24 protein-coding genes are annotated in these 21382 nt (G+C 63.8%); 20 read left to right on the forward strand and 4 right to left on the reverse strand.

Annotated features, from left to right (window positions below; translation table 11 throughout):
- The first annotated feature begins 2 nt into the window (after positions 1 to 2).
- The 4 genes from ctaD to ACFW0B_RS08605 are packed head-to-tail and all read left to right on the forward strand — an operon-like array spanning position 3 to position 3502.
- A complete protein-coding gene (gene ctaD / locus ACFW0B_RS08590) occupies positions 3 to 1778 on the forward strand; it encodes a cytochrome c oxidase subunit I (RefSeq protein WP_449147508.1) in 1776 nt (591 codons plus the stop codon).
- A complete protein-coding gene (locus ACFW0B_RS08595) occupies positions 1775 to 2464 on the forward strand; it encodes a cytochrome c oxidase subunit 3 (RefSeq protein ID WP_449147509.1) in 690 nt (229 codons plus the stop codon). Before ctaD ends, ACFW0B_RS08595 begins: the two co-directional genes overlap by 4 nt.
- A gap of 4 nt (positions 2465 to 2468) precedes the next feature.
- Complete coding sequence (locus ACFW0B_RS08600) at positions 2469 to 3167, forward strand: heme-copper oxidase subunit III family protein (RefSeq protein ID WP_449147510.1); 699 nt, start codon at positions 2469 to 2471, stop codon at positions 3165 to 3167.
- A gap of 17 nt (positions 3168 to 3184) precedes the next feature.
- Entirely contained in the window at positions 3185 to 3502 is a 318-nt protein-coding gene (locus tag ACFW0B_RS08605) for a cytochrome C oxidase subunit IV family protein (protein ID WP_449147511.1), read from the forward strand.
- 180 nt (positions 3503 to 3682) lie between these two features.
- On the opposite strand, the gene ACFW0B_RS08610 is transcribed toward ACFW0B_RS08605, so the two are convergent.
- Positions 3683 to 4237, reverse strand: a complete 555-nt coding sequence (locus tag ACFW0B_RS08610) for a magnesium transporter (RefSeq protein ID WP_449147512.1) — start codon at positions 4235 to 4237, stop codon at positions 3683 to 3685.
- A gap of 262 nt (positions 4238 to 4499) precedes the next feature.
- Between ACFW0B_RS08610 and ACFW0B_RS08615 the strand changes: the two genes are divergently transcribed.
- Together ACFW0B_RS08615 and ACFW0B_RS08620 are read left to right on the forward strand one after the other, a co-directional pair.
- Complete coding sequence (locus tag ACFW0B_RS08615) at positions 4500 to 4841, forward strand: hypothetical protein (RefSeq protein ID WP_449147513.1); 342 nt, start codon at positions 4500 to 4502, stop codon at positions 4839 to 4841.
- A gap of 216 nt (positions 4842 to 5057) precedes the next feature.
- Positions 5058 to 5489: a cupin domain-containing protein gene (locus ACFW0B_RS08620; protein ID WP_449147514.1), complete on the forward strand. Its 432-nt coding sequence runs from the start codon at positions 5058 to 5060 to the stop codon at positions 5487 to 5489.
- A 100-nt stretch (positions 5490 to 5589) separates the two neighbouring features.
- Here ACFW0B_RS08620 and ACFW0B_RS08625 read toward each other — a convergent pair whose 3' ends face one another.
- Both ACFW0B_RS08625 and ACFW0B_RS08630 read right to left on the reverse strand, forming a co-directional pair.
- Positions 5590 to 7350 carry a SulP family inorganic anion transporter gene (locus ACFW0B_RS08625; RefSeq protein WP_449147515.1) on the reverse strand — a complete coding sequence of 587 codons (1761 nt, stop codon included), beginning with the start codon at positions 7348 to 7350 and terminating at the stop codon, positions 5590 to 5592.
- A 351-nt stretch (positions 7351 to 7701) separates the two neighbouring features.
- Positions 7702 to 8187: an SgcJ/EcaC family oxidoreductase gene (locus ACFW0B_RS08630; protein WP_449147516.1), complete on the reverse strand. Its 486-nt coding sequence runs from the start codon at positions 8185 to 8187 to the stop codon at positions 7702 to 7704.
- 222 nt (positions 8188 to 8409) lie between these two features.
- On the opposite strand from ACFW0B_RS08630, the gene napE reads away from it, so the two are divergent.
- The 7 genes from napE to ACFW0B_RS08665 all read left to right on the forward strand — a co-directional run bounded on the left by napE (position 8410) and on the right by ACFW0B_RS08665 (position 13688).
- Positions 8410 to 8577, forward strand: coding sequence for a periplasmic nitrate reductase, NapE protein (napE, locus tag ACFW0B_RS08635; protein WP_449147517.1), 168 nt, complete (start codon positions 8410 to 8412; stop codon positions 8575 to 8577).
- 17 nt (positions 8578 to 8594) lie between these two features.
- Complete coding sequence (locus ACFW0B_RS08640; protein WP_449147518.1) at positions 8595 to 8855, forward strand: chaperone NapD; 261 nt, start codon at positions 8595 to 8597, stop codon at positions 8853 to 8855.
- Positions 8852 to 11356, forward strand: a complete 2505-nt coding sequence (gene napA, locus ACFW0B_RS08645) for a nitrate reductase catalytic subunit NapA (protein WP_449147519.1) — start codon at positions 8852 to 8854, stop codon at positions 11354 to 11356. The genes ACFW0B_RS08640 and napA overlap by 4 nt, the downstream gene beginning before the upstream one ends.
- Before the next feature lie 11 nt (positions 11357 to 11367).
- Positions 11368 to 11844, forward strand: coding sequence for a nitrate reductase cytochrome c-type subunit (locus ACFW0B_RS08650; protein WP_449147520.1), 477 nt, complete (start codon positions 11368 to 11370; stop codon positions 11842 to 11844).
- Positions 11845 to 11851: 7 nt separating this feature from the next.
- Positions 11852 to 12448, forward strand: coding sequence for a cytochrome c3 family protein (locus ACFW0B_RS08655; protein ID WP_449147521.1), 597 nt, complete (start codon positions 11852 to 11854; stop codon positions 12446 to 12448).
- Between the two features lie 150 nt (positions 12449 to 12598).
- The gene (locus tag ACFW0B_RS08660) at positions 12599 to 13102 is read left to right on the forward strand and encodes a GNAT family N-acetyltransferase (protein ID WP_449147522.1); all 504 of its coding nucleotides are present in this window, start codon (positions 12599 to 12601) and stop codon (positions 13100 to 13102) included.
- Positions 13103 to 13259: 157 nt separating this feature from the next.
- Positions 13260 to 13688: a nuclear transport factor 2 family protein gene (locus ACFW0B_RS08665; protein ID WP_449147523.1), complete on the forward strand. Its 429-nt coding sequence runs from the start codon at positions 13260 to 13262 to the stop codon at positions 13686 to 13688.
- Between the two features lie 87 nt (positions 13689 to 13775).
- On the opposite strand, the gene ACFW0B_RS08670 is transcribed toward ACFW0B_RS08665, so the two are convergent.
- Positions 13776 to 14519 carry an alpha/beta fold hydrolase gene (locus ACFW0B_RS08670; RefSeq protein ID WP_449147524.1) on the reverse strand — a complete coding sequence of 248 codons (744 nt, stop codon included), beginning with the start codon at positions 14517 to 14519 and terminating at the stop codon, positions 13776 to 13778.
- Between the two features lie 398 nt (positions 14520 to 14917).
- Here ACFW0B_RS08670 and ACFW0B_RS08675 point away from each other — a divergent pair, with 398 nt between their 5' ends.
- From ACFW0B_RS08675 to ACFW0B_RS08705, 7 genes are all read left to right on the forward strand, one after another.
- Entirely contained in the window at positions 14918 to 15445 is a 528-nt protein-coding gene (locus ACFW0B_RS08675; protein ID WP_449147525.1) for an HvfA family oxazolone/thioamide-modified RiPP metallophore, read from the forward strand.
- Positions 15446 to 15511: 66 nt separating this feature from the next.
- Positions 15512 to 16360, forward strand: a complete 849-nt coding sequence (locus ACFW0B_RS08680) for an HvfB family MNIO-type RiPP peptide maturase (protein ID WP_449147526.1) — start codon at positions 15512 to 15514, stop codon at positions 16358 to 16360.
- The gene (locus ACFW0B_RS08685) at positions 16353 to 17099 is read left to right on the forward strand and encodes an HvfC family RiPP maturation protein (protein ID WP_449147527.1); all 747 of its coding nucleotides are present in this window, start codon (positions 16353 to 16355) and stop codon (positions 17097 to 17099) included. The genes ACFW0B_RS08680 and ACFW0B_RS08685 overlap by 8 nt, the downstream gene beginning before the upstream one ends.
- Positions 17100 to 17279: 180 nt before the next feature.
- Positions 17280 to 17636: a metalloregulator ArsR/SmtB family transcription factor gene (locus tag ACFW0B_RS08690; RefSeq protein WP_449147560.1), complete on the forward strand. Its 357-nt coding sequence runs from the start codon at positions 17280 to 17282 to the stop codon at positions 17634 to 17636.
- A 62-nt stretch (positions 17637 to 17698) separates the two neighbouring features.
- Positions 17699 to 18703: an ArsJ-associated glyceraldehyde-3-phosphate dehydrogenase gene (locus ACFW0B_RS08695; RefSeq protein WP_449147528.1), complete on the forward strand. Its 1005-nt coding sequence runs from the start codon at positions 17699 to 17701 to the stop codon at positions 18701 to 18703.
- 18 nt (positions 18704 to 18721) lie between these two features.
- A complete protein-coding gene (arsJ, locus tag ACFW0B_RS08700) occupies positions 18722 to 19954 on the forward strand; it encodes an organoarsenical effux MFS transporter ArsJ (RefSeq protein WP_449147529.1) in 1233 nt (410 codons plus the stop codon).
- 307 nt (positions 19955 to 20261) lie between these two features.
- Positions 20262 to 21371: an AI-2E family transporter gene (locus tag ACFW0B_RS08705; RefSeq protein WP_449147530.1), complete on the forward strand. Its 1110-nt coding sequence runs from the start codon at positions 20262 to 20264 to the stop codon at positions 21369 to 21371.
- Positions 21372 to 21382 lie beyond the last annotated feature (11 nt).

Consider the following 21382-nt stretch of genomic DNA (forward strand, 5'->3'; position numbering starts at 1 on the left):
CGATGGCCCATGTCGAGCATGCAGAAGCCGATGTCCTGCACGAGCCGAAGAGTTTCCTGACCCGCTACATCTGGAGCCAGGACCACAAGGTCATTGCCATCCAGTATGCGCTGACCGCGATCTTCGTCGGCCTGATCGCCCTGGTGCTGTCCGGCCTGATGCGCATGCAGATCGGCTTCCCCGGCAGCCTGGAGTTCATGGACCCCAGCACCTACTACCAGGCGATGACCATGCACGGGATGATCATGGTGATCTACCTGCTCACGGCGCTCTTCCTGGGTGGGTTCGGCAATTACCTGATCCCGCTGATGGTAGGTGCGCGTGACATGGTCTTCCCCTACGTCAACATGCTCAGCTACTGGTTCTACCTGGTCTCGGTGCTGATCCTGCTGGCCAGCTTCTTCGCGCCGGGCGGGCCCACCGGTGCGGGCTGGACCCTCTATCCACCCCAGGCGATCACCCAGGGCACGCCGGGCACCGAATGGGGCATCGTGCTGATGCTGGTGTCCCTGGCGGTGTTCATCGTCGCCGCCACCATGGGCGGCCTGAACTACGTGACCACCGTGCTGCAGGCGCGCACCCACGGCATGACGCTGTTCCGCATGCCGCTTTCGGTGTGGGGCATCTTCATGGCGACCATCCTCGCGCTGCTGGCCTTCCCGGCCTTGTTCGTCAGCGCGGTGATGATGCTCTTCGACCGCCTGCTGGGTACCAGCTTCTTCATGCCGGCGCTGATCTCCATGGGGCAGCCGCTGGACCACCAGGGCGGCAGCCCGATCCTGTTCCAGCACCTCTTCTGGTTCTTCGGCCATCCGGAGGTGTACATCGTCGCCTTGCCGGCTTTCGGCCTGGTGTCGGACCTGATCAGCACCCACGCCCGCAAGAACATCTTCGGCTACCGCATGATGGTCTGGGCCATCGTCGCCATCGGCGTGCTCAGTTTCGTGGTCTGGGCCCACCACATGTACGTCAGCGGCATGAACCCGTACTTCGGCTTCTTCTTCGCCACCACCACCCTGGTGATCGCCGTACCCACTGCCCTGAAGGTCTACAACTGGACCCTGACCCTCTGGCATGGCGACATCCACCTGACGGTGCCGATGCTCTTCGCCCTGGCTTTCATCGTCACCTTCCTGGTCGGCGGCCTGACCGGGCTGTTCCTCGGTAACGTGATCGTCGACATCCCACTCTCGGACACCTACTTCGTGGTGGCGCACTTCCACATGGTGATGGGGGTGGCGCCGATCCTTGTGGTGTTCGGCTCCATCTACCACTGGTACCCGAAGATCACCGGGCGGATGCTCGACGACCGGATCGGCAAGCTGCACTTCTGGATCACTTTCCTCGGCACCTACGCCATCTATTTCCCCATGCACTACCTGGGCTTCCTCGGCATGCCGCGGCGTTACTACGCCTACCCGGACTACCAGTTCATCCCGCAATCGGCCCAGGACCTGAACGCCTTCATCACGGTGGCGGCGCTGATCGTCGGTGCGGCGCAGCTGCTGTTCCTCTTCAACCTGGGCTGGAGCCTGTTCAAGGGACGCCCCGCCGGTGGCAACCCGTGGAAGGCCACCAGCCTCGAATGGCAGACCCCGGATACGCCGCCGGTACACGGCAACTGGGGCGAGAAACTGCCGGTGGTGCACCGCTGGGCCTATGACTACAGCGTGCCGGGTGTGGAGCAGGACTTCGTACCGCAGACGGTTTCGGAAGAGGAACTGCAGCGCCTGCGCGAAGCCAACGGCAAGGCGACGACCACGGAGAAACGGCCATGAGCACGCAACTCTGGAAGCATGCCGACAGCGACGGGACGGGCGGCTGGACCCCGGGCGAGGCCGGGCAGCCGGAAGCGCCGGTCCAGGACAGCTACCGCACCGCGAGGATCGGCCTGGGGGTTTTCCTCGGCGTGGTGACCTCGTTGTTCCTGTTGTTCCTGCTGGCCTTCATCGCCCGTTCCCAGGTGTCGGACTGGCGCCCGCTGACCGACCCTCTGGCGCCCCTGGCCCATCCCTGGATGCTCTGGGTGAACACCGCCTTGCTGGGCCTCGGCAGCGCCTGCCTGCAATGGGCCAAGGTGGCGATGGCCCGCGAACGTACGGGCGACGCAACCCTGGCATTCCTGCTCGGCGGTGTGTTCGCCGTGGCCTTCCTGGCTGGCCAGCTGTGGGTCTGGCAGCAGTTCGCCGCCTGGGGTTTCAAAGTGTCGGGGAATCCGGCCAACAGCTTCTTCTACCTGCTCACCGGCCTGCATGGCCTGCATCTGGCCGGTGGCCTGGTGGCCTGGGCGATAGTGGCCTGGCGCCTGCTGCGCTTCGGGGCGGGTGAACGGCTAGAGGCCGGCATGGCGCTCTGTGCCTTCTACTGGCACTACCTGCTGGGGCTGTGGCTGGTGCTCTTCGCGGTGCTCACCAGCACGCCGGAAACCTACCAGGCCATCGCGGCCTTCTGCGGGCTGAGGTGATGCCATGGCCATCACGACACGGGAGACCCCGGCAGCAAATAGATCACCCGATCCATCGCCCTGGCGCAGCATAGTGCAGGACTGGTCCTCGGATCGCGACGCCTTCAAGCAGGTGCCGTGGGGCAAGGCGATGATGTGGATCTTCCTGCTCAGCGACACCTTCATCTTCTCCTGCTTCCTCACCGGCTACATGTCGGTGCGCATCAGCACCACCGCCACCTGGCCCAACCCCAGCGAGGTCTTCGCCCTGACCATTGGCGGCGCGAGCATCCCGCTGATCCTCATCGCCATCATGACCTTTGTGCTCATCAGCAGCAGCGGCACCATGGCCATGGCGGTGAACTTCGCCTATCGCCGCGAGCGCATGCGCTGCGCCGCGCTGATGCTCGCCACCGCAGCCTTCGGTGCCACCTTCGTCGGCATGCAGGCCTTCGAGTGGAGCAAGCTGATCGCCGAAGGCGTGCGGCCCTGGGGCAACCCCATGGGCGCGGCACAGTTCGGAGCCTGTTTCTTCATGATCACCGGCTTCCACGGGCTGCACGTGTCGATTGGGGTGATCTATCTCACCATCGTGGCGTTCAAGGTGCTGCGCGGGGACTACGAGAAGCGCGGGAACTACCAGATCGTCGAAATCGCCGGGCTCTACTGGCACTTCGTGGACCTGGTCTGGGTATTCATCTTCGCGTTCTTCTACCTGTGGTAGAGCAGGAGAGAGATGAGATGGCACACGCAGAAGGTCAACAACATCCGATCAGCCTGTACCTCAAGATCTGGGGGCTGCTGTTCATCCTCAGCACCCTGTCGTACCTGGTGGACTACTTCCAGTTCACCGGGTACTTCCGCTGGTCGATGATCGTCATCCTGATGCTGCTGAAGGCGGGGCTGATCGTTTCGATCTTCATGCACATGGCCTGGGAGCGCCTGGCACTGGTTTACGCCATCCTGGTGCCGCCCTTGTGCCTGCTGGTGCTGGTGGGGCTGATGGTGGCCGAGGCGGACTACGTGTTCTTCAGCCGGGGGATGTTCCTGGGGCAGTAGCGCTTCGAACCATTGTGGGAGCGAATTTATTCGCGATTGGTTGGCGCTGCGGTGTTGGGCCTCGTACCTCGGACCAACCTACGGCAGGACTACGTCCTGCTTGGCGAATGAATTCGCCCCCACAAGAGGCGCTCTGGGATCACCCCTCTCCCTTGGGGGAGAGGGGATGGCGGAGAGGGTTTAGATGGTGCGCTTGAACTGATGCCAGCGATGCAGCCAGGCGACCACCCAGTGCGGTGAGGCCGACCCCGTTCCGGCCAGCCGCAGTTGCGGGTGGTGATGGATGACGCGGTCGAGAGTGGATTCCTGGTCCGGGTCCACATCGACGAAGAAGATGTGTTCGCCCTCCTTGACCTTTTCCTTGAGGTTGCGGAAGTGGGCATTGGGCACCTGGATGCCGAAGAACCCGCCTTCCCAGATGCAGAACCCCAGCACGACGATGGCCAGGAACACGAAGGGCACCCAGCCCGCCGGCGTCTCGGTCCAGCCCGCCAGCCAGGCGCCGAGGAGGATCAGGGCGGCCAGCGGCACGCCGATCACCGCGCCGATCTCACCGGAGTGGACGACGTCCTGTTTCATGAAGGAATTCACATCGTGGAGATGGTGCTGTTCCACATCGGCATCCTTGTCGCTCAGCACATGGATCTGCTCGGTATTGATGCCGTTGGCCTCAAGTTCGGACTCGAGGGTTTCAAGGTCATCAAGGTTGTTACTGATGTAGTAATGCCGATTCATCACACACCTCCGGATTCTTGTTCGAAGTGGAGTGCCGTCTCCCGCAACTGATGGGTTTATTCCTGCAGGCTATGTTCGGAACATGAGTGAGGATTCATGGTTCTTTCACTTGAAAATTATAGCATCGGCGGATTTTGTGAACGGCTGAAACCCCTGCCGTGCGCGGCCTTTGGCGATTAGTGACGCATTCTTCCGGCGGGCTTTGTCTAAACTGCTGATTGATCGTCGGGTGCGGCAACGCCCCAACAAAGGAGGTTGTCAGATGAATACCTTGACCATTAAAAGCTGGTGCAAACCCCAGGGCGCGGAGAAGTCTTTCCCTATGGGGGACCTGCACTTCCACGTCAACGACGCCGACCACCTGCGGCTCGAAGAGGCGGAAGAGCGGCTGCAGAAGACCCATGAGCCAGAGATGCTGTTCGATGCCGACATGGAGCACATGGAACTGGTTACGCCCTCCGAATGCGGCTCGCTTGCGGACCTGCAATTCCGCGTCTACCTCAGTAAGGGCGACGAGCGCGGCCATTTCCACCTGGTGGGGCATCGGGAGAGTGACGGCAGCCTGGTGTACACCAATGCGGTGATGATCGATCAGCTGGGCTAGGCAGCTCTGGTCAATTCGCGCCCGGTGCGAGCGGTTCGCTGAGCCAGGCGCAGCGGGCCCTCTGGAACTCTCCCGGAGGGCCTGCCTTGTAAGCCCCTGTATCCGCCTCCCGGCCCGACACGGGAACTTGCAAAACCCACGGATTACGACACAAGGCCGGCAGATGCCGGGGATAGGGTGAAGCCTCCATCACTGCTCGAACGAGAGGCTCCGCCCATGTTGCATTCAGCTTTCATCACCACCGCTGCGGCCCTGCTTGCTTTTGCCGGGCTCGCCCAGGCCGGGGAATCCCAGCCGCAATCCGGGGCCGGCCAGGCGAGCTGGCAGAACGGCATTCACCGTACCGACCTGGCGCGCCACGACCTGGAAGTGCCCGGCTATGAAAGCATCCAGGCCCGCGTTGACATTGATCCGGGCGTCGCGTCCCCCAGGCACTCCCATCCGGGCGCGGAAGTCGCCCACGTGCTGCACGGTACCTTCGAATACCAGCTGGAAGGCCTTGCGCCGATCGTGCTCAAGGCGGGCGATTCCCTGTTCATTCCCGCGGGCACGCCCCACGTGGCGAAGAACATCGGCAGCGCCACCGCCGCCGAGCTGGCGACCTACACGGTGAACAAGAGCCAGCCTCTGCTGAAGCTGGAGGAGTGACCCACCCGGGATCAGAACCTTGCAGGTGCCGGCTTGCTGGCGAAAACGGGACATTAGCTGGCAGGCCGGCTCCTGCGGGATCGAGTCACCCGGCCCTGCGCTAAGGCGTCCAGTCCACCCCATGCTCATCGAGATAGACATCCACGGCCGCCTCGACCGTAGGCTGGAAGATTTCGTCGCCAGCGCCGATACGGGCAAGCACTTCCAGATACCGGAGCTTGTCCTTCACCGGGTCTTTCATTTCGGCGAAGCGCAGTTCCACACCGGCGCTGCGCAGGATCTGCTCCAGGTCCACGAGCATGTCCGCCGAGGTCACGTCCACGCTGGTGACCGGTTCCGCCGCGATCACGATGCGGCGCACCTTGCCCGGCGCCTGGGCAACGGTGTCCAGCACGCAGCTCTGGAACAGCTCGGCGTTGGCAAAGAACAGCGGCGCATCCCAACGGAACAGCACCAGGCCGGGCACCACCCGTGCGTGGGGGTGGCGACTGATGTCGTGATAGCCGCGAATGCCGTCGACCCGCCCCAGCACCGCGTAGTGGGGGCGCCAGCCATCCCAGAGGAATTCGATCACCGCCACGACCACGGCCAGGCCGATCCCCGGGACGGCGCCGAGCACTGCCACGCCGACGAAACAGGTCATCGACAGCCAGAACTCCCATTGCTGGATGCGGTAGATGCGCTTTAGGTCCTTGAACTCGAACAGGCCGATGGCTGCGGCGATAACCACAGCTGCCAGGGCGCTGTTGGGCAGGTGCTGGAGCAGGTCGGGCGCGAGCAGCAGCAACAGGGAAACCCCCAGCGCGCCGAACACGCCGGTGAGCTGGGTCTTCGAGCCGGATGCCTCGGCCACCGGTGTGCGTGACGAGCTGCTGCTGATGGGAAAGCCCTGGAAAAGCCCGGTGGCCAGGTTGGCGGCGCCGAGGGCGACCATTTCCTGATTGGGGTCCACCGCCGTACGGTTTTTTGCCGCAAAGGTGCGGGACAGCACGCTCGTGTCGGCGAACGAAACCAGCGCCACCGCGAAGCCGCCGATGAGCACGGTGACCAGGTCGTCCGGATGCAGCCAGGGCACGGCGAAATTCGGCAGCCCCTGCGGCATCGCCCCAAGCACCTTGACGCCGTGGCTGGCCGAGAGATCCAGGCTGCCCACCAGCAGAGTCGCGCCGATCACCGCAATGAGAATGCCCGGCACCCGCTCGAATCGCTTCAGCAGCAGGATCGCCAGCAGGGTGCCGGCGCCCACGGAAAAGGACGCCCAATTGACCTGGTTGGAGAGCAGCGACTGGGCAAGTTCCCAGATATCGAGAAGCGGATTCGAGCTATCGACGGAGGTGCCGAACAGCTTGGGCGTCTGGCTGATCAGGACGGTGAAGGCGATGCCGTTCATGTAGCCATAGCGGATCGGCTTGGACAGCAGCTCGGTGATGAAGCCCAGGCGCAGCAGGCCGGCGGCGATGCACACCAATCCGGACACCAGGGCCATGGCGCTGGCCAGGGCGATGGCGCGCATCGGATTGCCTCCCGACAGCTGCATCACCACCGCGAGAATGATGGCCGCCAAAGCCGAATCCGGGCCGACCACGAGAATGCGGCTGGGGCCGAAGAGGGCATAGACCAGCAACGGCACGATGGTGGCGTACAGACCATAGATGCCCGGCACACCCGAAGCCTCGGCATAGGCGATGCCCACCGGCACCAGCATGGTGGTCAGGACCAGGCCCGCCACCAGGTCTTTCGGCAGCCAGGCCGGCTGGTATTCCTGCAGCATCTTCAGCCCGGGCAGCCAGCGCCGCCAGCCCGATTGCCGGGAGGTGGCGAGGGCGGCTTGCGCAAGGAACTCGGGCTGGTTGTCTTTCATCGGGGATCCAGGAAAGCGGCCAGGGCGGCGACGGCAGCGCGATTGGCCAGACGGCCCCAAGGATGATGCAGGTTCATCGCAACGGCAATGAAGCGCGCAGCGATCGTGACGTCGATGAGGGAGATTTCAATGGCTGCTGCGTCAGCTGTTGCAGTTAGGAGGGGGGAGCTGCATCCCTGACGGACCAGGACACCGTACAAGCGAGCTCTGCTCGCGAATGTCCCACGCAGCGAATCGCGAGCAGAGCTCGCTCCTGAATCCTCCCGGACTCCGCGCGAAATCGTTATGCAGGGTCCGGCATGGATGCCGCGAGAGGCGTGCGGGGCCATGAATGGCCCCTCACGTGGCGCCTCACTTCTTCTCGGGCATTGCTGACGAGTGATGGCTGGTGATCAGCCACTGCTGTCCGTCCCATTTGTAGGTGTATGTATAGCGAGCTTTCACCTGGGCACCGGTAGTGCCGAACGTGAAGGTGTAGAGCCCGGCGTCAACGGCTGAATTGCAGTCGATCTCGATCATTCTCCAGTCGATCGTGCCCACCGGCTTGTTTTCCAGGAAGTGATGGAAGTAGTCCTCCTTTTCGGACGGGGTCAGTCGCGGTTTGTTCGATACGGTCGCAAGGAGTACGGAGCGCTCGGCATAGTTGGCGACGACCTTGTGTGGATCGCCAGTTTGCAGTGAGCGATTCCAGCGATCGAACAACGCCGAGATTTCTTGCTCGCTGGTTGCCTTGCATGCTTCCGTGCGACCAGTAGCGGAGCCGGAAGTCGATGAATAAGAAGTACAGCCTGCAAGGAAGAGAGCCAGCGCCGCCGGCACGATGATTGAGTTTTTCATTGTTGGTCTTCTGAGGGACAAGAAAAGTGAGGGGTTACTGCTGGTTTTGCGCCAGGGTTCGACGGCAAGGACGGCACGCATGGCAGACCCGGGCGGTCAGAGCAGTATAGGCACCCGATCAATTCTGGCTGCCGGTCCATTCGGTTTGATTGAGCGGCGCACCTGGGCGATTCTCAAACAGCTGCTAGGCTTGCAAGAGACAAATTCGAGAGGCCTGCCGTAATGGAAGATAAAGGCAGATCCAGCCTGGACAAGCGGCATGAAACCCGCCTGTTTCTCTTTCTGATATTCCTGCTGTTTCCCCTGTTGTCGATCGCCATAGTGGGCGGCTACGGCTTCGTCGTCTGGATGCTGCAGCTGATCATGGGGCCGCCCGGTCCGCCGGCTTGAAGGGAGTTGATGCCTCCATGCCCGCCCCCCTGCATATCGCCAGCCTGCTGGTTCATTGTCGTCCCGAGCTGATGCCCGCGTTGCTGCCCAATCTCGAGCGGTTGCCGGGGGTGGAGGTTCACCGTCACTCCCCCGGGGGAAAGCTGGTGGTAGTACTCGAGGTCGAGCATGAACAACAGATCCTCGATTGCATCGACCAGATCCAGCAATTGCCTGGCGTGCTCGGTGCCGCACTGGTCTATCACGAACTCCTCAGCGCAGAAGGAGACACCCCATGAGCATGACCCGCCGTGAATTCGCCAAGGCGCAGGCCGCGGCCATCGCCGTCGCTGCCGCCGGCCTGCCGATTGTCACCACCGCCAGCAACCTGATCACCGATGCCGAGAGTACGAAGCTGGACTGGAACAAGGCGCCGTGCCGCTTCTGCGGCACCGGTTGCAGCGTCATGGTGGCGACCCGGGATGGCCGGGTGGTGGCGACCCACGGCGACGTCAAGGCCGAAGTGAATCGGGGCCTCAACTGCGTGAAGGGCTATTTCCTGTCGAAGGTGATGTACGGCAGCGACCGCCTGACCCAGCCGCTCCTGCGTATGAAGGATGGCGCCTACCACAAGCAGGGCGAGTTCCTGCCGGTGTCCTGGGAGCAGGCCTTCGACATCATGGCCGAGAAGTACAAGGCGGCGATCCGGGAGCATGGCCCCGAGTCGGTCGGCATGTTCGGTTCCGGGCAATGGACGATCTGGGAAGGCTATGCCGCCAACAAGCTGATGAAGGCCGGCCTGCGTTCCAACAACATCGACCCCAACGCCCGTCACTGCATGGCTTCGGCGGTCATGGGCTTCATGCGCACCTTTGGCATGGATGAACCCATGGGCTGCTACGACGACATCGAGGCCACCGACGCTTTCGTGCTGTGGGGCTCGAACATGGCCGAGATGCACCCGATTCTCTGGACCCGGGTCACCGATCGGCGCTTGAGCTATCCCCATGTCAAGGTCGCGGTACTGTCGACCTTCGAGCACCGCAGTTTCGAGCTGGCCGACATTCCCATGGTGTTCAGCCCGCAAACCGACCTGATCATCCTCAACTACATCGCCAACCACATCATCCAGAGCGGTGCGGTCAACCAGGAGTTCGTAAGCAGGCACACCCGCTTCGCCAAGGGCGCCGATGACATCGGCTACGGCCTGCGTGCCACTGACCCGCTGGAGCAGAAGGCGCAGAACGCGGCCAAGGCCAATACCTGGAGCGACATTTCCTTCGAGCAGTTCGCCGAGTTCGTCAAACCCTACACCCTGGAGCGTGCAGCCAGGGAGTCGGGGGTGCCGGCTGAGCGGCTGCAGGCGCTGGCCGAGCTGTATGCCGATCCCAAGCGCAAGGTGGTGTCGTTCTGGACCATGGGTTTCAACCAGCACACCCGTGGTGTCTGGGCCAACAATCTGATCTACAACATCCACCTGCTCACCGGAAAGATCAGCGAGCCCGGCAACAGTCCGTTCTCCCTTACCGGCCAGCCTTCGGCCTGTGGAACCGCGCGGGAAGTGGGCACCTTCTCCCACCGCCTGCCGGCCGACATGCTGGTGGCCAATCCCAAGCACCGCGCCGCTGCCGAGAAAATCTGGAAGCTGCCGGAAGGCACCATCCAGGAGAAACCCGGCTTTCACGCCGTCGAGCAGAGCCGCAAGCTCAAGGACGGCGTGCTCAAGGTGTACTGGACGCAGGTCAGCAACAACATGCAGGCCGGGCCCAACGTCATGCAGGAGATTCTTCCCGGCTGGCGCAAGCCGGATGCATTCGTGATCGTTTCCGATGTCTATCCCACGGTTTCGGCCCAGGCCGCCGACCTGATCCTGCCCAGCGCCATGTGGGTGGAGAAGGAGGGGGCCTATGGCAACGCCGAGCGGCGTACGCAGTTCTGGCACCAGTTGGTCAAGGCGCCGGGGGATGCGAGGTCCGACCTGTGGCAACTGATGGAGTTTTCCAAGCGGCTGAATACCGACGAGGTATGGCCAGCGGAATTACTGGCCAAGGCCCCGGAGCTGAAGGGCAAGAGCCTGTTCGAGGTGCTGTTCAGGAATGGCCAGGTCGACCGTTTCCCCGTCAGCGACGTCGCCGAGGGCTACGCCAACGACGAGGCGAATGCCTTCGGCTTCTATGTGCAGAAAGGCCTGTTCGAAGAGTACGCCGCATTTGGCCGCGGTCATGGCCACGACCTGGCGCCCTTCGATGCCTATCACGCGGAGCGTGGCCTGCGCTGGCCGGTGGTCGATGGCCGGGAAACCCGCTGGCGCTACCGCGAGGGCCACGACCCCTACGTGGAGAAGGGGAGTGGGGTGCAGTTCTACGGCTACCCCGACAAGAAGGCGATCATCTTCGCGCTGCCCTATGAGCCGCCGGCCGAAGTGCCCGACAAGGAGTATCCGTTCTGGCTGAGCACCGGCCGCGTCCTCGAACACTGGCACACCGGGAGCATGACCCAGCGTGTCGACGAGCTGTACAGGGCCGTGCCGGACGCCTTGGTGTACATGCACCCGGACGATGCCCGCGAACTGCAGGCACGCCGCGGCAGCGAGATCAGGCTGGTCAGCCGGCGCGGTGAAATCCGTGCCCGGGTGGAGACCCGCGGGCGCAACAAGCCGCCACGGGGCATGGTGTTCGTGCCGTTCTTCGACGCCAACAAGCTGATCAACAAGGTCACCCTGGATGCGACCGACCCGATCTCCAAGCAGACCGACTTCAAGAAGTGCGCCGTGCGCATCGAACTGGTCAGCCTGGCGTAAGGAGCACGATCATGAAGACCCTGACTCTGCTGCTTGCCTTGCTGGTTGCCGGCGTACAGGCCGCCGACTATCCACTGGATGCCCCGGCGCCGAACGGCCGTCGGCCCGGAGGCACCCTCGCCGAAACGCAACCGGCGCCGCCCCTGGCTGCCGAAGAGAACAAGGACATAAAACGCGAACGCATCTACCCGGACCAGCCGCCGACCATTCCCCATGCCATCAGCAGCTACCAGGTGGACATGAACAGCAACAAGTGCCTGTCCTGCCATAGCCGGGCCAACGCCCCGCGCTCCCAGGCGCCCATGATCAGCATCACCCATTACATGGACCGTGACGGCCAGGCACTGGCCGCGGTTTCCCCGCGCCGCTACTTCTGCAACCAGTGCCACGTGTCCCAGACGGATGTGAAACCGCTGGTGGAGAACCGGTTCCGCACCATCGACCAAGTGCTGCAGGACGAAGTGCAGCGCGCCGGGCAAACGCCGTGAGGTGTGCATGAAAGCCTTGTTGAATCTGCTTCGCCCATACTGGACAGTCCTGCGCCGGCCGAGCGTGCATTACAGCCTGGGTTTTCTCACCCTGGGCGGTTTCCTCGCGGGCATCGTCTTCTGGGGTGGCTTCAACACCGCCCTGGAGGCGACCAACACCGAGACGTTCTGCGTTTCCTGCCATGAAATGCGCGATAACGTCTTCGTCGAACTGAAGGACACCATCCACTACAGCAATCGCTCCGGCGTACGCGCCACTTGCCCGGATTGCCATGTGCCGCATCAGTGGACCGACAAGATCGCCCGCAAGATGCAGGCCTCCAAGGAGGTCTGGGGGAAGATCTTCGGCACCATCAACAGCCGCGACAAATTCCTCGAAAAACGGCGGGAACTGGCCGAGCACGAATGGGCGCGGCTGAAGGCCAACGACTCGCTGGAGTGCCGCAACTGCCATAACTTCCAGTTCATGGACTTCACCCGGCAGAGCGTCAGGGCCCGGCAGATGCACTCGACGGCACTGGCCGGCGGCACGGCCACCTGCATCGACTGCCACAAGGGAATCGCCCATCGGCTGCCGGACATGAGCGGGGTCAAGGGCTGGTAGGACCCCGTCCCCAGCCCGAGCGCAGAGGCGATCACAGGCATCCATCCGCTCCGTTAGAATGCCCGCCCCACCCGGATGCCTGTTCAACGAGATGCCCATGCCTTCGATCCGCGACTCCGTTCTCCGTCATCGCTGCGATGAGGCCCGGCCATGAGCGACGCCACGCTTGAACTGGTGGAAACCGGCCCGGAGCACGTCGAGCTGATCCGCAACCTCTACCAGTTCTATGCCTACGAGTCGTCGGACTGGGAGCAGGAAGACGTGGAGGTGGACGGCCGTTTCTACATCCACGACGAGCACCTGGCGCGTTACTGGCAGGAGCCGCAGTGGAGCGCCCAACTGATCCTGGTGGACGGTTTCATTGCCGGGTTCCTACTGATCGAACGCAGCGAGCTGCCGGGGATCGATGCCCTGGAGCTGGCCGACCTGTTCGTCTTGAAGAAGTACCGCCGGCTGGGCATCGGCAGCGCCCTGGCCACCCAGGTGCTGACGAGCGGGGAGGGCGACTGGCTGGTGCGTTTCTATCGCCAGGACGAGGTGGCGGCCGCCTTCTGGCGGACGGTGCTGGACCAGTTGCCGCGTCCGGTGCAGGCCATCGAAGTGGATGATGACCCGCAACTGCAGAACTTCCTGGTGACCCGCGCTCGCCACTGAGCGGGCCGTACAAGTTGTGCACCAGGATCATTCGACTGTCATTTTCGATCATTGAGCCGGGGTAGACCGGCTCGTATCGTCCTTCCTCACCAGGCTGTCGCCGCGCGCTGCGTGGCGGGCATGCCCTCACAAGAAGAATAATCGGGAGGAATACCGCATGTCCGGACTCAACCTTCATCCCCTGGCCGCCGCCTCGCTGGAGCGCTGGCACGAAATGGTCGCGCGGCAAGACCTCAGCGACCTGCCCGAACTCCTGGCGGCGAACGTGGTGTTCCGCTCGCCCATGGCCCACACGCCCTATCCGGGGGTGACGGTGGTTTCCACCATCCTCAATACCGTGCTCAAGGTTCTCGTCGACTTCACCTACCACCGCCAGCTGGCCACGGCCGATGGCTGCAGCGTGGTGCTGGAGTTCAGCGCCAGTGTCGATGGGCGCGAGCTGAAGGGCATCGACATGATTCGCTTCGACGAGCAGGGCAAGATCGTCGACTTCGAGGTGATGGTCCGGCCCATGAGTGGCCTGCAGGCACTGGGTGAGGAAATGGGCCGGCGCGTAGGGGCCTTCCTGGCTGCCGCCAAGGCCTGAGCCGGCACGGGTACGGGAGCGACAGCCGCGCCCCCGTACCGGTGTGGCAGCGAATGGGACCCGCCGCAAGGGCGAGTTGATACAGCGTCAGTAGGTGTAGACGAAGTCTCGCACGCCGCGGCCATCGAACTCGACCGCCAGCCACTCGCGCAGCAGGATGGTGGTGCGTTCGGGCTCTTCCAGCGGCGGCAGGTGGCCGCAATTTTCGAGGATTTCCAGTCGCGAACCGGTGATGCGTTCATGCATCAGCCAGGCTTCGGACACTGGCGTGAGCTGGTCGTCGGCACCCACCACGATCAGGGTGGGCACCTGGATATCGCCCAGTACGGGCAGGGAGTCGGCGCGCTTGATGATCGCCTGCTGCTGGCGCACGAAACCGTCCTTGCCCACGGCCGCGGCCATTTGCTGCACGGTGGCCGATACCTGGGAGTCCAGCCAGCGGGGATGGATCAGGCGCGGCATCAGTTGCGGGCTGACGCCGACGAAGCGGCCGCGCTCGGCAAGCTCCAGCAGCCCCTGGCGGGTCGCGGCGCGCTCCGGCGAGTCGAGGCTGGCCATGGTGTCGAACAGGGCAAGGCGCAGGACCCGCTCCGGGGCCTGGCGCATGATTTCGAAGGCGACATAGCCACCCATCGACAGCGCCGCCAGGGCGAACTGCCCGGGGACTTCGTCCAGCACGCGTCGCGCCATGGCGGCAATGCTGTCATTCCGGGTGAGGTCGGGGATCCGGATGTCCACCTCATCGGCGAGGGCGGCGGCCTGGTACGCCCAGAGGCGCTCGTCGTTCAGCAGGCCCGGCAACAGGACCAGAGTCGTTGGGGTTTCTTCCATAAGGCAAGGCACTCGTACAGATGGCGAGTCGCTGCACGGGCGGCACGGGGGCCGTTCGAACAGGCGACAGGGATCAGGGGTTACGCGGATGGAAGCCATCAGCGCACCCTGGATACGGAGCGTTTCACATAAGTGAACAGCGAATTTTAGCCGCATTCCACCGCAGAGGTCGCACAAAGGATTCCTCGAAGGTTCCGAGCCGGCACCGGGCAAGGGCGGCGAGGGCGCTGTATCCCTTTGTATCCGGGCCCTCGCCCTGTTGGCTCGCTTACAAATGCTTCCGGTTGCGGATACGCCGCGGATACATGGCTGAGGCGAAATGGCCACACCCGAACGAGGCAGGCCCAATCGCCTCGCCCGGGGTTCCCAAGCCCGCTACCCATGCCCGGAGAAGCACCATGACTCGTACCCAGATCTCGAACAAGACCCGCATCGGCCTGATCGCTGCCACCCTGGCCGGCGGCATGAACCTCGCCAGTTCCGCTGCCTTCGCCGTGGAGGCGCTGCCCCAGGGTTACCAGCTGGCCGCCGCCGACAAATCTGCCGAAGGCAAATGCGGTGAAGGCAAATGTGGCGCCGCCGAAGCCAGCGGGAAATCGGCCGAAGGCAAGTGTGGCGAGGGCAAGTGCGGTGCCGCCGAAGCCGGCAACGACAGTGCCAAGGCCGCGGAAGGCAAATGCGGTGAAGGCAAGTGCGGCGACGCCTCCTTCGCCCGTACCGACACCGACGGCGACGGCCTGGTTTCCCGCAAGGAGCTGCTGACCGTGGCCCCGAACGGTGGCGCGGAATTCGAAGCCATGGACACCAACAAGGACGGCTTCCTGTCCGAAGGCGAGGTCTACAGGTTCCGCAGCAACCAGTACATCTCCAACGGCAAGAAAGTCCCCACCGAGCTGTTCGTGAACATGAGCAAGGCCAAGAACTGAGCCGCCGCGTCCTGCCCTCCCTGCGCCGCTGGCGGGGGGAGGGGCCACCGCCTGGAGAATGCCCCCATGAGCACTGCTTCCTTCCCCTCTGGCGCCGGTCTCGGCCTGCGTCGCGCGCTGTTGCCCGATCTGCTGGAGATGGACGCTGGCGCCGTGGACTTCCTGGAGTGCACGCCGGACAACTGGATCAACGTCGGCGGTCGCCAGGGTGACGGCCTGGCCCGTCTCGCCGAACGCTTCCCGCTGGCCTGCCACGGCCTGTCGCTGTCCCTTGGCGGACCGGCCCCCCTGGATCGCGAGTATCTCCAGCGCATCCGCGGGTTCCTCGATAGTCATGAGGTGGCCTTCTTCAGCGAGCACCTGAGCTACTGCTCGGACGACGGCCAGCTCTACGACCTTTTGCCATTGCCCTTCACCGATGAGTCGGTGCGCCATGTCGCCTCGCGCATCCGTCAGGCCCAGGATGCACTGGGGCGGCGCATCGCCGTGGAGAACATTTCCTACTACGCCGCGCCCTATCAGGCGCTGCAGGAGATCGACTTTCTCCGCGCGGTACTGGAGGAGGCCGACTGCGACCTGCTGCTGGACGTCAACAACCTCTATGTCAACGCGATCAACCACGGTTACGACGCCGCCGCCTACCTGGCCGCGCTGCCAGCGGAGCGAGTGGTGTACCTGCATGTGGCCGGCCACTACGACGAAGCGCCGGACCTGAAGATCGATACCCACGGCGCCACCGTGAAGGGTGCTGTCTGGACCTTGCTGGAACAGGCCTACCAGCGCTTCGGCGTGCTGCCGACCCTGCTGGAACGTGACTTCAATATCCCGCCCCTGGCCGAACTGCTGGGTGAGGTGGAACAGATCCGCATGCGCCAGCAGGCCGCCATCGCCTGGCCGGAGGTGCGCCGTGCATGAGGTCCTGCATGACCAGTTGATGAGCCTGGCCCGCTACGTGCGCGACCCGCAGCACAACGCGCCGCCGCCGGGCATCGAGGCGCACCGTCTGGCGGTTTACCGGCAGTTGTTCTTCGGCAATGTGGAGTCGCTGCTGTCGGGCGGCTTTCCGGTGCTTCGCACCAGCCTGGGCCCCGAGAAGTGGCAGGCGCTGATCAACACTTTCTACGCGCAGTACCGTTGCAAGACGCCCTTGTTCAGCGAAATTTGTGGAGAGTTCGTCGACTTTCTGGCCGAAGGGGGAGGGGACCTCCTCGATCTGCCGCCCTGGGTGGTGGAACTGGCCCATTACGAGTGGGTGGAGGCCGCACTGTTGCTGAGCGACAGGTGCGAGCCTGCCCATGACCCCGAGGGCGACCTGCTGGAAGGGGAGCCTGTGTTGTCGAGCCTGGCCTGGCCCCTGGCTTACCAGTGGCCGGTCACCGAGATCGGCCCTGACTACCTGCCCCAGCAAGCGCCGGAGCAACCGACCCTGGTACTGGCGCGCCGTGGCACCGACCAGAAGGTGCATTTCTGGCGCCTCGCGCCCCTGGCCCATGCACTGCTGGAGTCACTACAGGAGAGGCGTTGCCCGGGCCGAAGACACCTGGAAACCCTCGCCCAGGCCATTGGCGCGGAGCCCGAAACCGTCCTGCCGCAGGGCCTGGCCCTGCTGGAAAACCTGCGTGCCCAAGGCGTGGTGCTCGGCACCCGCGCCTGAGATGCGAGCTGTTGCCGGTGTCTGCCTCTTTAGCTCGGTGTGGACTGCGCACCGATTTCAGGCCCACCCCGCCGCAGGTCTGCATTCGTGCTTCGACGGTCGTGGGAGTTGTCTTGTATGCGGAAATCCATATATTCACGTTTCCCCATGTCCTTTGCCCTATCCCACGTCGAGGCCTCCATGGCGAGTCTCCAGACCCCAATTACCGTGTTCAAGGCCCTGGCCGATGAAACCCGGGCTCGGCTGATGCTACTCATCGCGCGTGAGGGTGAGCTGTGCGTCTGCGAGCTGACCTGCGCGCTGGACGAGAGCCAGCCGAAGATTTCCCGCCATCTCGCGCAACTGCGCACTGGTGGGCTGCTGGCAGATCGGCGCCAGGGACAATGGGTGTACTACCGCCTTCACCCGGACCTTCCCGCCTGGGTGCGCAGCATGCTGAGCACGGCACTGGAGGCCAACCAGGACTGGCTGACGGGGGATGTTTCCCGGCTGGATGCGATGGGCGGCCGCCCGGAACGAGCCGCCGCTTGTTGTTGAGCGTCAGCTTCAACAGGTAGCCGCGCTTTCCTTCCTTTTCTGTAATCACTGAGCACACTTTCATGAGTATCAAAGTCGGTATCAACGGCTTCGGTCGTATCGGTCGCTTGGCCCTGCGCGCCGCCTGGGGCTGGCCGGAGTTCGAGTTCGTCCGCATCAATGACCCGGTGGGTGACGCGGTGACCCACGCGCATCTGTTGAACTTCGATTCGGTGCATGGCCGCTGGCATCACGAGGCCAGCGCCGAGGGCGATTGCATGATGATCGGTGGCAAGCGCATCCAGGTCACCGCCAACAAGGCGATTGCCGACACCGACTGGTCGGACTGCGATCTGGTGATCGAGGCCAGTGGCAAGATGAAGACCGTCGCCGTGCTTCAGGCCTATCTGGATAAAGGCGTGAAGCGGGTGGTGGTGAGCGCACCGGTGAAGGAGGAGGGCGCGCTGAACGTCGTCATGGGGGTGAACCAGCACCTGTTCGATCCGGCACAGCACCGCATCGTCACCGCCGCGTCCTGCACCACCAACTGCCTGGCGCCGGTGGTCAAAGTGATTCACGAGAACCTCGGCATTCGCCATGGTTCGATCACCACCATCCACGACCTTACCAATACCCAGAGCATCCTCGACCAGCCGCACAAGGACCTGCGCCGCGCCCGCGCTTCGGGCATGAGCCTGATCCCCACCACCACGGGTTCGGCGACCGCGATTGCCGAAATCTTCCCCGAGCTGCGCGGCAAGCTGAACGGCCACGCCGTGCGCGTACCGCTGGCCAACGCCTCGCTGACCGACTGCGTGTTCGAGGTGGAGCGGGCAACCACGGTGGAGGAGGTCAACCAACTGCTCAAGGCGGCTGCCAATGGCGAGCTGAAAGGCATTCTCGGCTTCGAGGAACGCCCGCTGGTGTCCATCGACTACCGCACCGACCCGCGCTCCTCGATCATCGATGCGCTGTCGACCCTGGTGGTCAACGGTACCCAGGTGAAGCTCTACGCCTGGTACGACAACGAGTGGGGCTACGCCAACCGCACCGTCGAACTGGCCCGCCTGGTCGGCTCGGCCGGCTGATCGGGGCGCATGGCGATCATGAAAGCCTTGTCGGCCCTTTCCCCGGAAGTGCGCCAATACCTGCTGGTGACCGGCAACTACTGGGCCTTCACTCTCACCGACGGCGCGCTGCGCATGCTGGTGGTGCTGCACTTCCACACCTTGGGCTTCACGCCCCTGCAGATCGCCGCGCTGTTTCTGTTCTACGAGATCTTCGGTGTCATCACCAACCTGGTGGGCGGCTACCTGGGCGCGCGCCTGGGTCTGAATCGCACCATGAACATCGGTCTCGGCATGCAGGTGATTGCCTTGCTGATGCTGGTTGTGCCGACCGCCTGGCTCACCATCTCCTGGGTGATGGGGGCGCAGGCGCTCTCGGGCATCGCCAAGGACCTCAACAAGATGAGCGCCAAGAGCTCGATCAAGCTCCTGGTGCCGGGCAGCCAGCAGGGCAGGTTGTACCGCTGGGTGGCGGTCCTCACCGGGTCGAAGAATGCCTTGAAGGGCGTCGGCTTCTTCCTGGGCGGCGCCTTGCTGGCACTGCTGGGCTTCAAGGGGGCGGTACTGGCCATGGCGGTGGTACTGGCGCTGATCTGGCTTGGCAGTCTGGTGACACTGAAAAAGGACCTGGGCAAGGCCAAGGCGAAGCCGAAGTTCCGCGACATCCTGTCGAAAAGCCGGGCGATCAATGCGCTCTCGGCGGCGCGGCTGTTTCTCTTCGGCGCACGCGATGTCTGGTTTGTGGTGGCGCTGCCGGTCTACCTGAGCACCGTCTTTGGCTGGGATTTCTGGCTGGTGGGCGGCTTCCTCGCCGCCTGGATCATCGGCTACGGCATCGTGCAGTCCGTGGCGCCAGCCATCACCGGCAAGCAGCGTGACCATGTCCCGGATGGTCGCGCGGCCTTCGCCTGGGCGGCCTCGCTGGCCGTGGTGCCGGCGGGCATTGCCATCGGACTGGCAGCAGGCTGGTCAAGCCAGGCGGTGTTGCTGGGGGGCCTGATGCTGTTCGGCGTGCTGTTCGCGGTGAACTCGTCGCTGCACAGCTACCTGATCGTCAGTTACGCCAAGGAAGACGGCGTGTCGCTGGACGTGGGGTTCTACTACATGTCCAACGCCCTGGGCCGGTTGCTGGGTACCTTGCTGTCCGGCTGGGTCTACCAGGTGCAGGGGCTGGAAGCCTGTCTGTGGATGTCCACGCTGTTCATCCTGATGGCCGCGGCGATCTCATGCGCCTTGCCCCGGCATTCGCCAGCCCAGGGGCGTAACCCGTAGGAGCTGGCTTGCCTGCCAATGGCCCCGTTTCGCCAGCAAGCTGGCTCCTACAGGGCCCGGCAACGTGCCTGCCAGCTCCCGTGCAGCGACTATGCTGGAACTCAGTTGTATGGCAGTGGAAGGCCAACGCTGCAGCGCGCTTGACCCGAAAGGGATGTCGAGGCCGGCCCCGGCAGAAATGATGATCATTGGACCGAAATGATTTGGATCGGGCCCGGCGCGGTTGGACGATCTCCGCCTCTTGCCCGCCGGACTGCCTCCAGGTCCGGCTGTTCTCGCTCGAATGCCACCGCAGAAGGAGAGCCAAATGCTGCCGAATGCCGTTTCAGAAAGGATCCTGTCCCGCGGATTGATGGATGTGTTCATTCGAGCGGGGCTGGTGGCGATCCTCGCCATCTCCTGTTACGAGGTGTTCCGTCCCTTTCTGAACCTGATGCTCTGGGCAATGATCCTGGGCGTTACCTTCTATCCGTTGCATCTGAGGATCAAATCCCGCCTGGGCCTGCGTGACGGGCATGTGGCCACGCTGATCGTGGTCGTCTCGCTGATCCTGCTGATGGTGCCCATCTACCTGCTGGCGGCGTCCATGGCCGAGTCGGTGCAGGCGGCCATCGAACTGATCAAGAGCGGGGAGCTGCACGTGCCGGCGCCCAACGAATCCGTTGCCAGTTGGCCGCTGATCGGCCAGCCGCTGTTTGACTTCTGGCAGCGCGCTTCCAGCGACCTGACCAGCCTGATCAAGCAACTCTTGCCGCACCTGCGCGGATTCGGCCTGGGCCTGTTCGGCAAGCTGGCCGGCGTTGGTGCGGGCTTCCTGCTGTTCATCGCCGCGCTGATCGTCGGCGGCATCTTCATGGCCTTCGGCGAGAATGGTCACCGCAACGCCGTGAAGATCGCCTCGCGGATTTCCGGGCTGGATCGTGGACCGCAGATCGCCCAGCTGTGTACCGCGACCATCCGAGCCGTGGCCCAGGGCGTGGTGGGCATCGCGTTCATCCAGATGCTGCTGGTGGGGCTGGGTTTCGTGTTCATGGGCATTCCGGGCGCCGGCCTTCTTGCGCTGATGGTCCTGCTGCTGGGGATCATGCAGTTGCCGGTGGTGCTGATCACGATTCCGGCGATCATCTTCGTCTTCGCAACCGAAGGGGCCAGCCTCGGCACCATCGTGTTTGCCGTCTACAGCTTCGTCGCCGGCATGTCCGACAACATCCTCAAGCCGCTCCTGCTTGGCCGGGGCGTGAACGTTCCAATGCCGGTGGTGCTGATCGGCGCCCTGGGCGGCATGGTCACCGGCGGCATCATCGGGCTGTTCATCGGCCCGGTGATCCTGGCGGTGGGCTACATGCTGTTCTGGCACTGGGTGGAGGACCAGCCAAAGGCACAGGAAGACGCGGAGGAAGAGGAGAGGGCGGCCTGATCCGGATTGGG

The sequence above is a fragment of the Metapseudomonas phytobenefica genome, from assembly GCF_043392685.1.
Classification (GTDB): domain Bacteria; phylum Pseudomonadota; class Gammaproteobacteria; order Pseudomonadales; family Pseudomonadaceae; genus Metapseudomonas.

Coding starts and splice junctions, on each gene's coding strand:
- ctaD (WP_449147508.1), top strand. CDS start 3: ATGGCCCATGTCGAGCATGCAGAAGCCGATGTCCTGCACGAGCCGAAG.
- ACFW0B_RS08595 (WP_449147509.1), top strand. CDS start 1,775: ATGAGCACGCAACTCTGGAAGCATGCCGACAGCGACGGGACGGGCGGC.
- ACFW0B_RS08600 (WP_449147510.1), top strand. CDS start 2,469: ATGGCCATCACGACACGGGAGACCCCGGCAGCAAATAGATCACCCGAT.
- ACFW0B_RS08605 (WP_449147511.1), top strand. CDS start 3,185: ATGGCACACGCAGAAGGTCAACAACATCCGATCAGCCTGTACCTCAAG.
- ACFW0B_RS08610 (WP_449147512.1), bottom strand. CDS start 4,237: ATGAATCGGCATTACTACATCAGTAACAACCTTGATGACCTTGAAACC.
- ACFW0B_RS08615 (WP_449147513.1), top strand. CDS start 4,500: ATGAATACCTTGACCATTAAAAGCTGGTGCAAACCCCAGGGCGCGGAG.
- ACFW0B_RS08620 (WP_449147514.1), top strand. CDS start 5,058: ATGTTGCATTCAGCTTTCATCACCACCGCTGCGGCCCTGCTTGCTTTT.
- ACFW0B_RS08625 (WP_449147515.1), bottom strand. CDS start 7,350: ATGAAAGACAACCAGCCCGAGTTCCTTGCGCAAGCCGCCCTCGCCACC.
- ACFW0B_RS08630 (WP_449147516.1), bottom strand. CDS start 8,187: ATGAAAAACTCAATCATCGTGCCGGCGGCGCTGGCTCTCTTCCTTGCA.
- napE (WP_449147517.1), top strand. CDS start 8,410: ATGGAAGATAAAGGCAGATCCAGCCTGGACAAGCGGCATGAAACCCGC.
- ACFW0B_RS08640 (WP_449147518.1), top strand. CDS start 8,595: ATGCCCGCCCCCCTGCATATCGCCAGCCTGCTGGTTCATTGTCGTCCC.
- napA (WP_449147519.1), top strand. CDS start 8,852: ATGAGCATGACCCGCCGTGAATTCGCCAAGGCGCAGGCCGCGGCCATC.
- ACFW0B_RS08650 (WP_449147520.1), top strand. CDS start 11,368: ATGAAGACCCTGACTCTGCTGCTTGCCTTGCTGGTTGCCGGCGTACAG.
- ACFW0B_RS08655 (WP_449147521.1), top strand. CDS start 11,852: ATGAAAGCCTTGTTGAATCTGCTTCGCCCATACTGGACAGTCCTGCGC.
- ACFW0B_RS08660 (WP_449147522.1), top strand. CDS start 12,599: ATGAGCGACGCCACGCTTGAACTGGTGGAAACCGGCCCGGAGCACGTC.
- ACFW0B_RS08665 (WP_449147523.1), top strand. CDS start 13,260: ATGTCCGGACTCAACCTTCATCCCCTGGCCGCCGCCTCGCTGGAGCGC.
- ACFW0B_RS08670 (WP_449147524.1), bottom strand. CDS start 14,519: ATGGAAGAAACCCCAACGACTCTGGTCCTGTTGCCGGGCCTGCTGAAC.
- ACFW0B_RS08675 (WP_449147525.1), top strand. CDS start 14,918: ATGACTCGTACCCAGATCTCGAACAAGACCCGCATCGGCCTGATCGCT.
- ACFW0B_RS08680 (WP_449147526.1), top strand. CDS start 15,512: ATGAGCACTGCTTCCTTCCCCTCTGGCGCCGGTCTCGGCCTGCGTCGC.
- ACFW0B_RS08690 (WP_449147560.1), top strand. CDS start 17,280: ATGGCGAGTCTCCAGACCCCAATTACCGTGTTCAAGGCCCTGGCCGAT.
- ACFW0B_RS08695 (WP_449147528.1), top strand. CDS start 17,699: ATGAGTATCAAAGTCGGTATCAACGGCTTCGGTCGTATCGGTCGCTTG.
- arsJ (WP_449147529.1), top strand. CDS start 18,722: ATGAAAGCCTTGTCGGCCCTTTCCCCGGAAGTGCGCCAATACCTGCTG.
- ACFW0B_RS08705 (WP_449147530.1), top strand. CDS start 20,262: ATGCTGCCGAATGCCGTTTCAGAAAGGATCCTGTCCCGCGGATTGATG.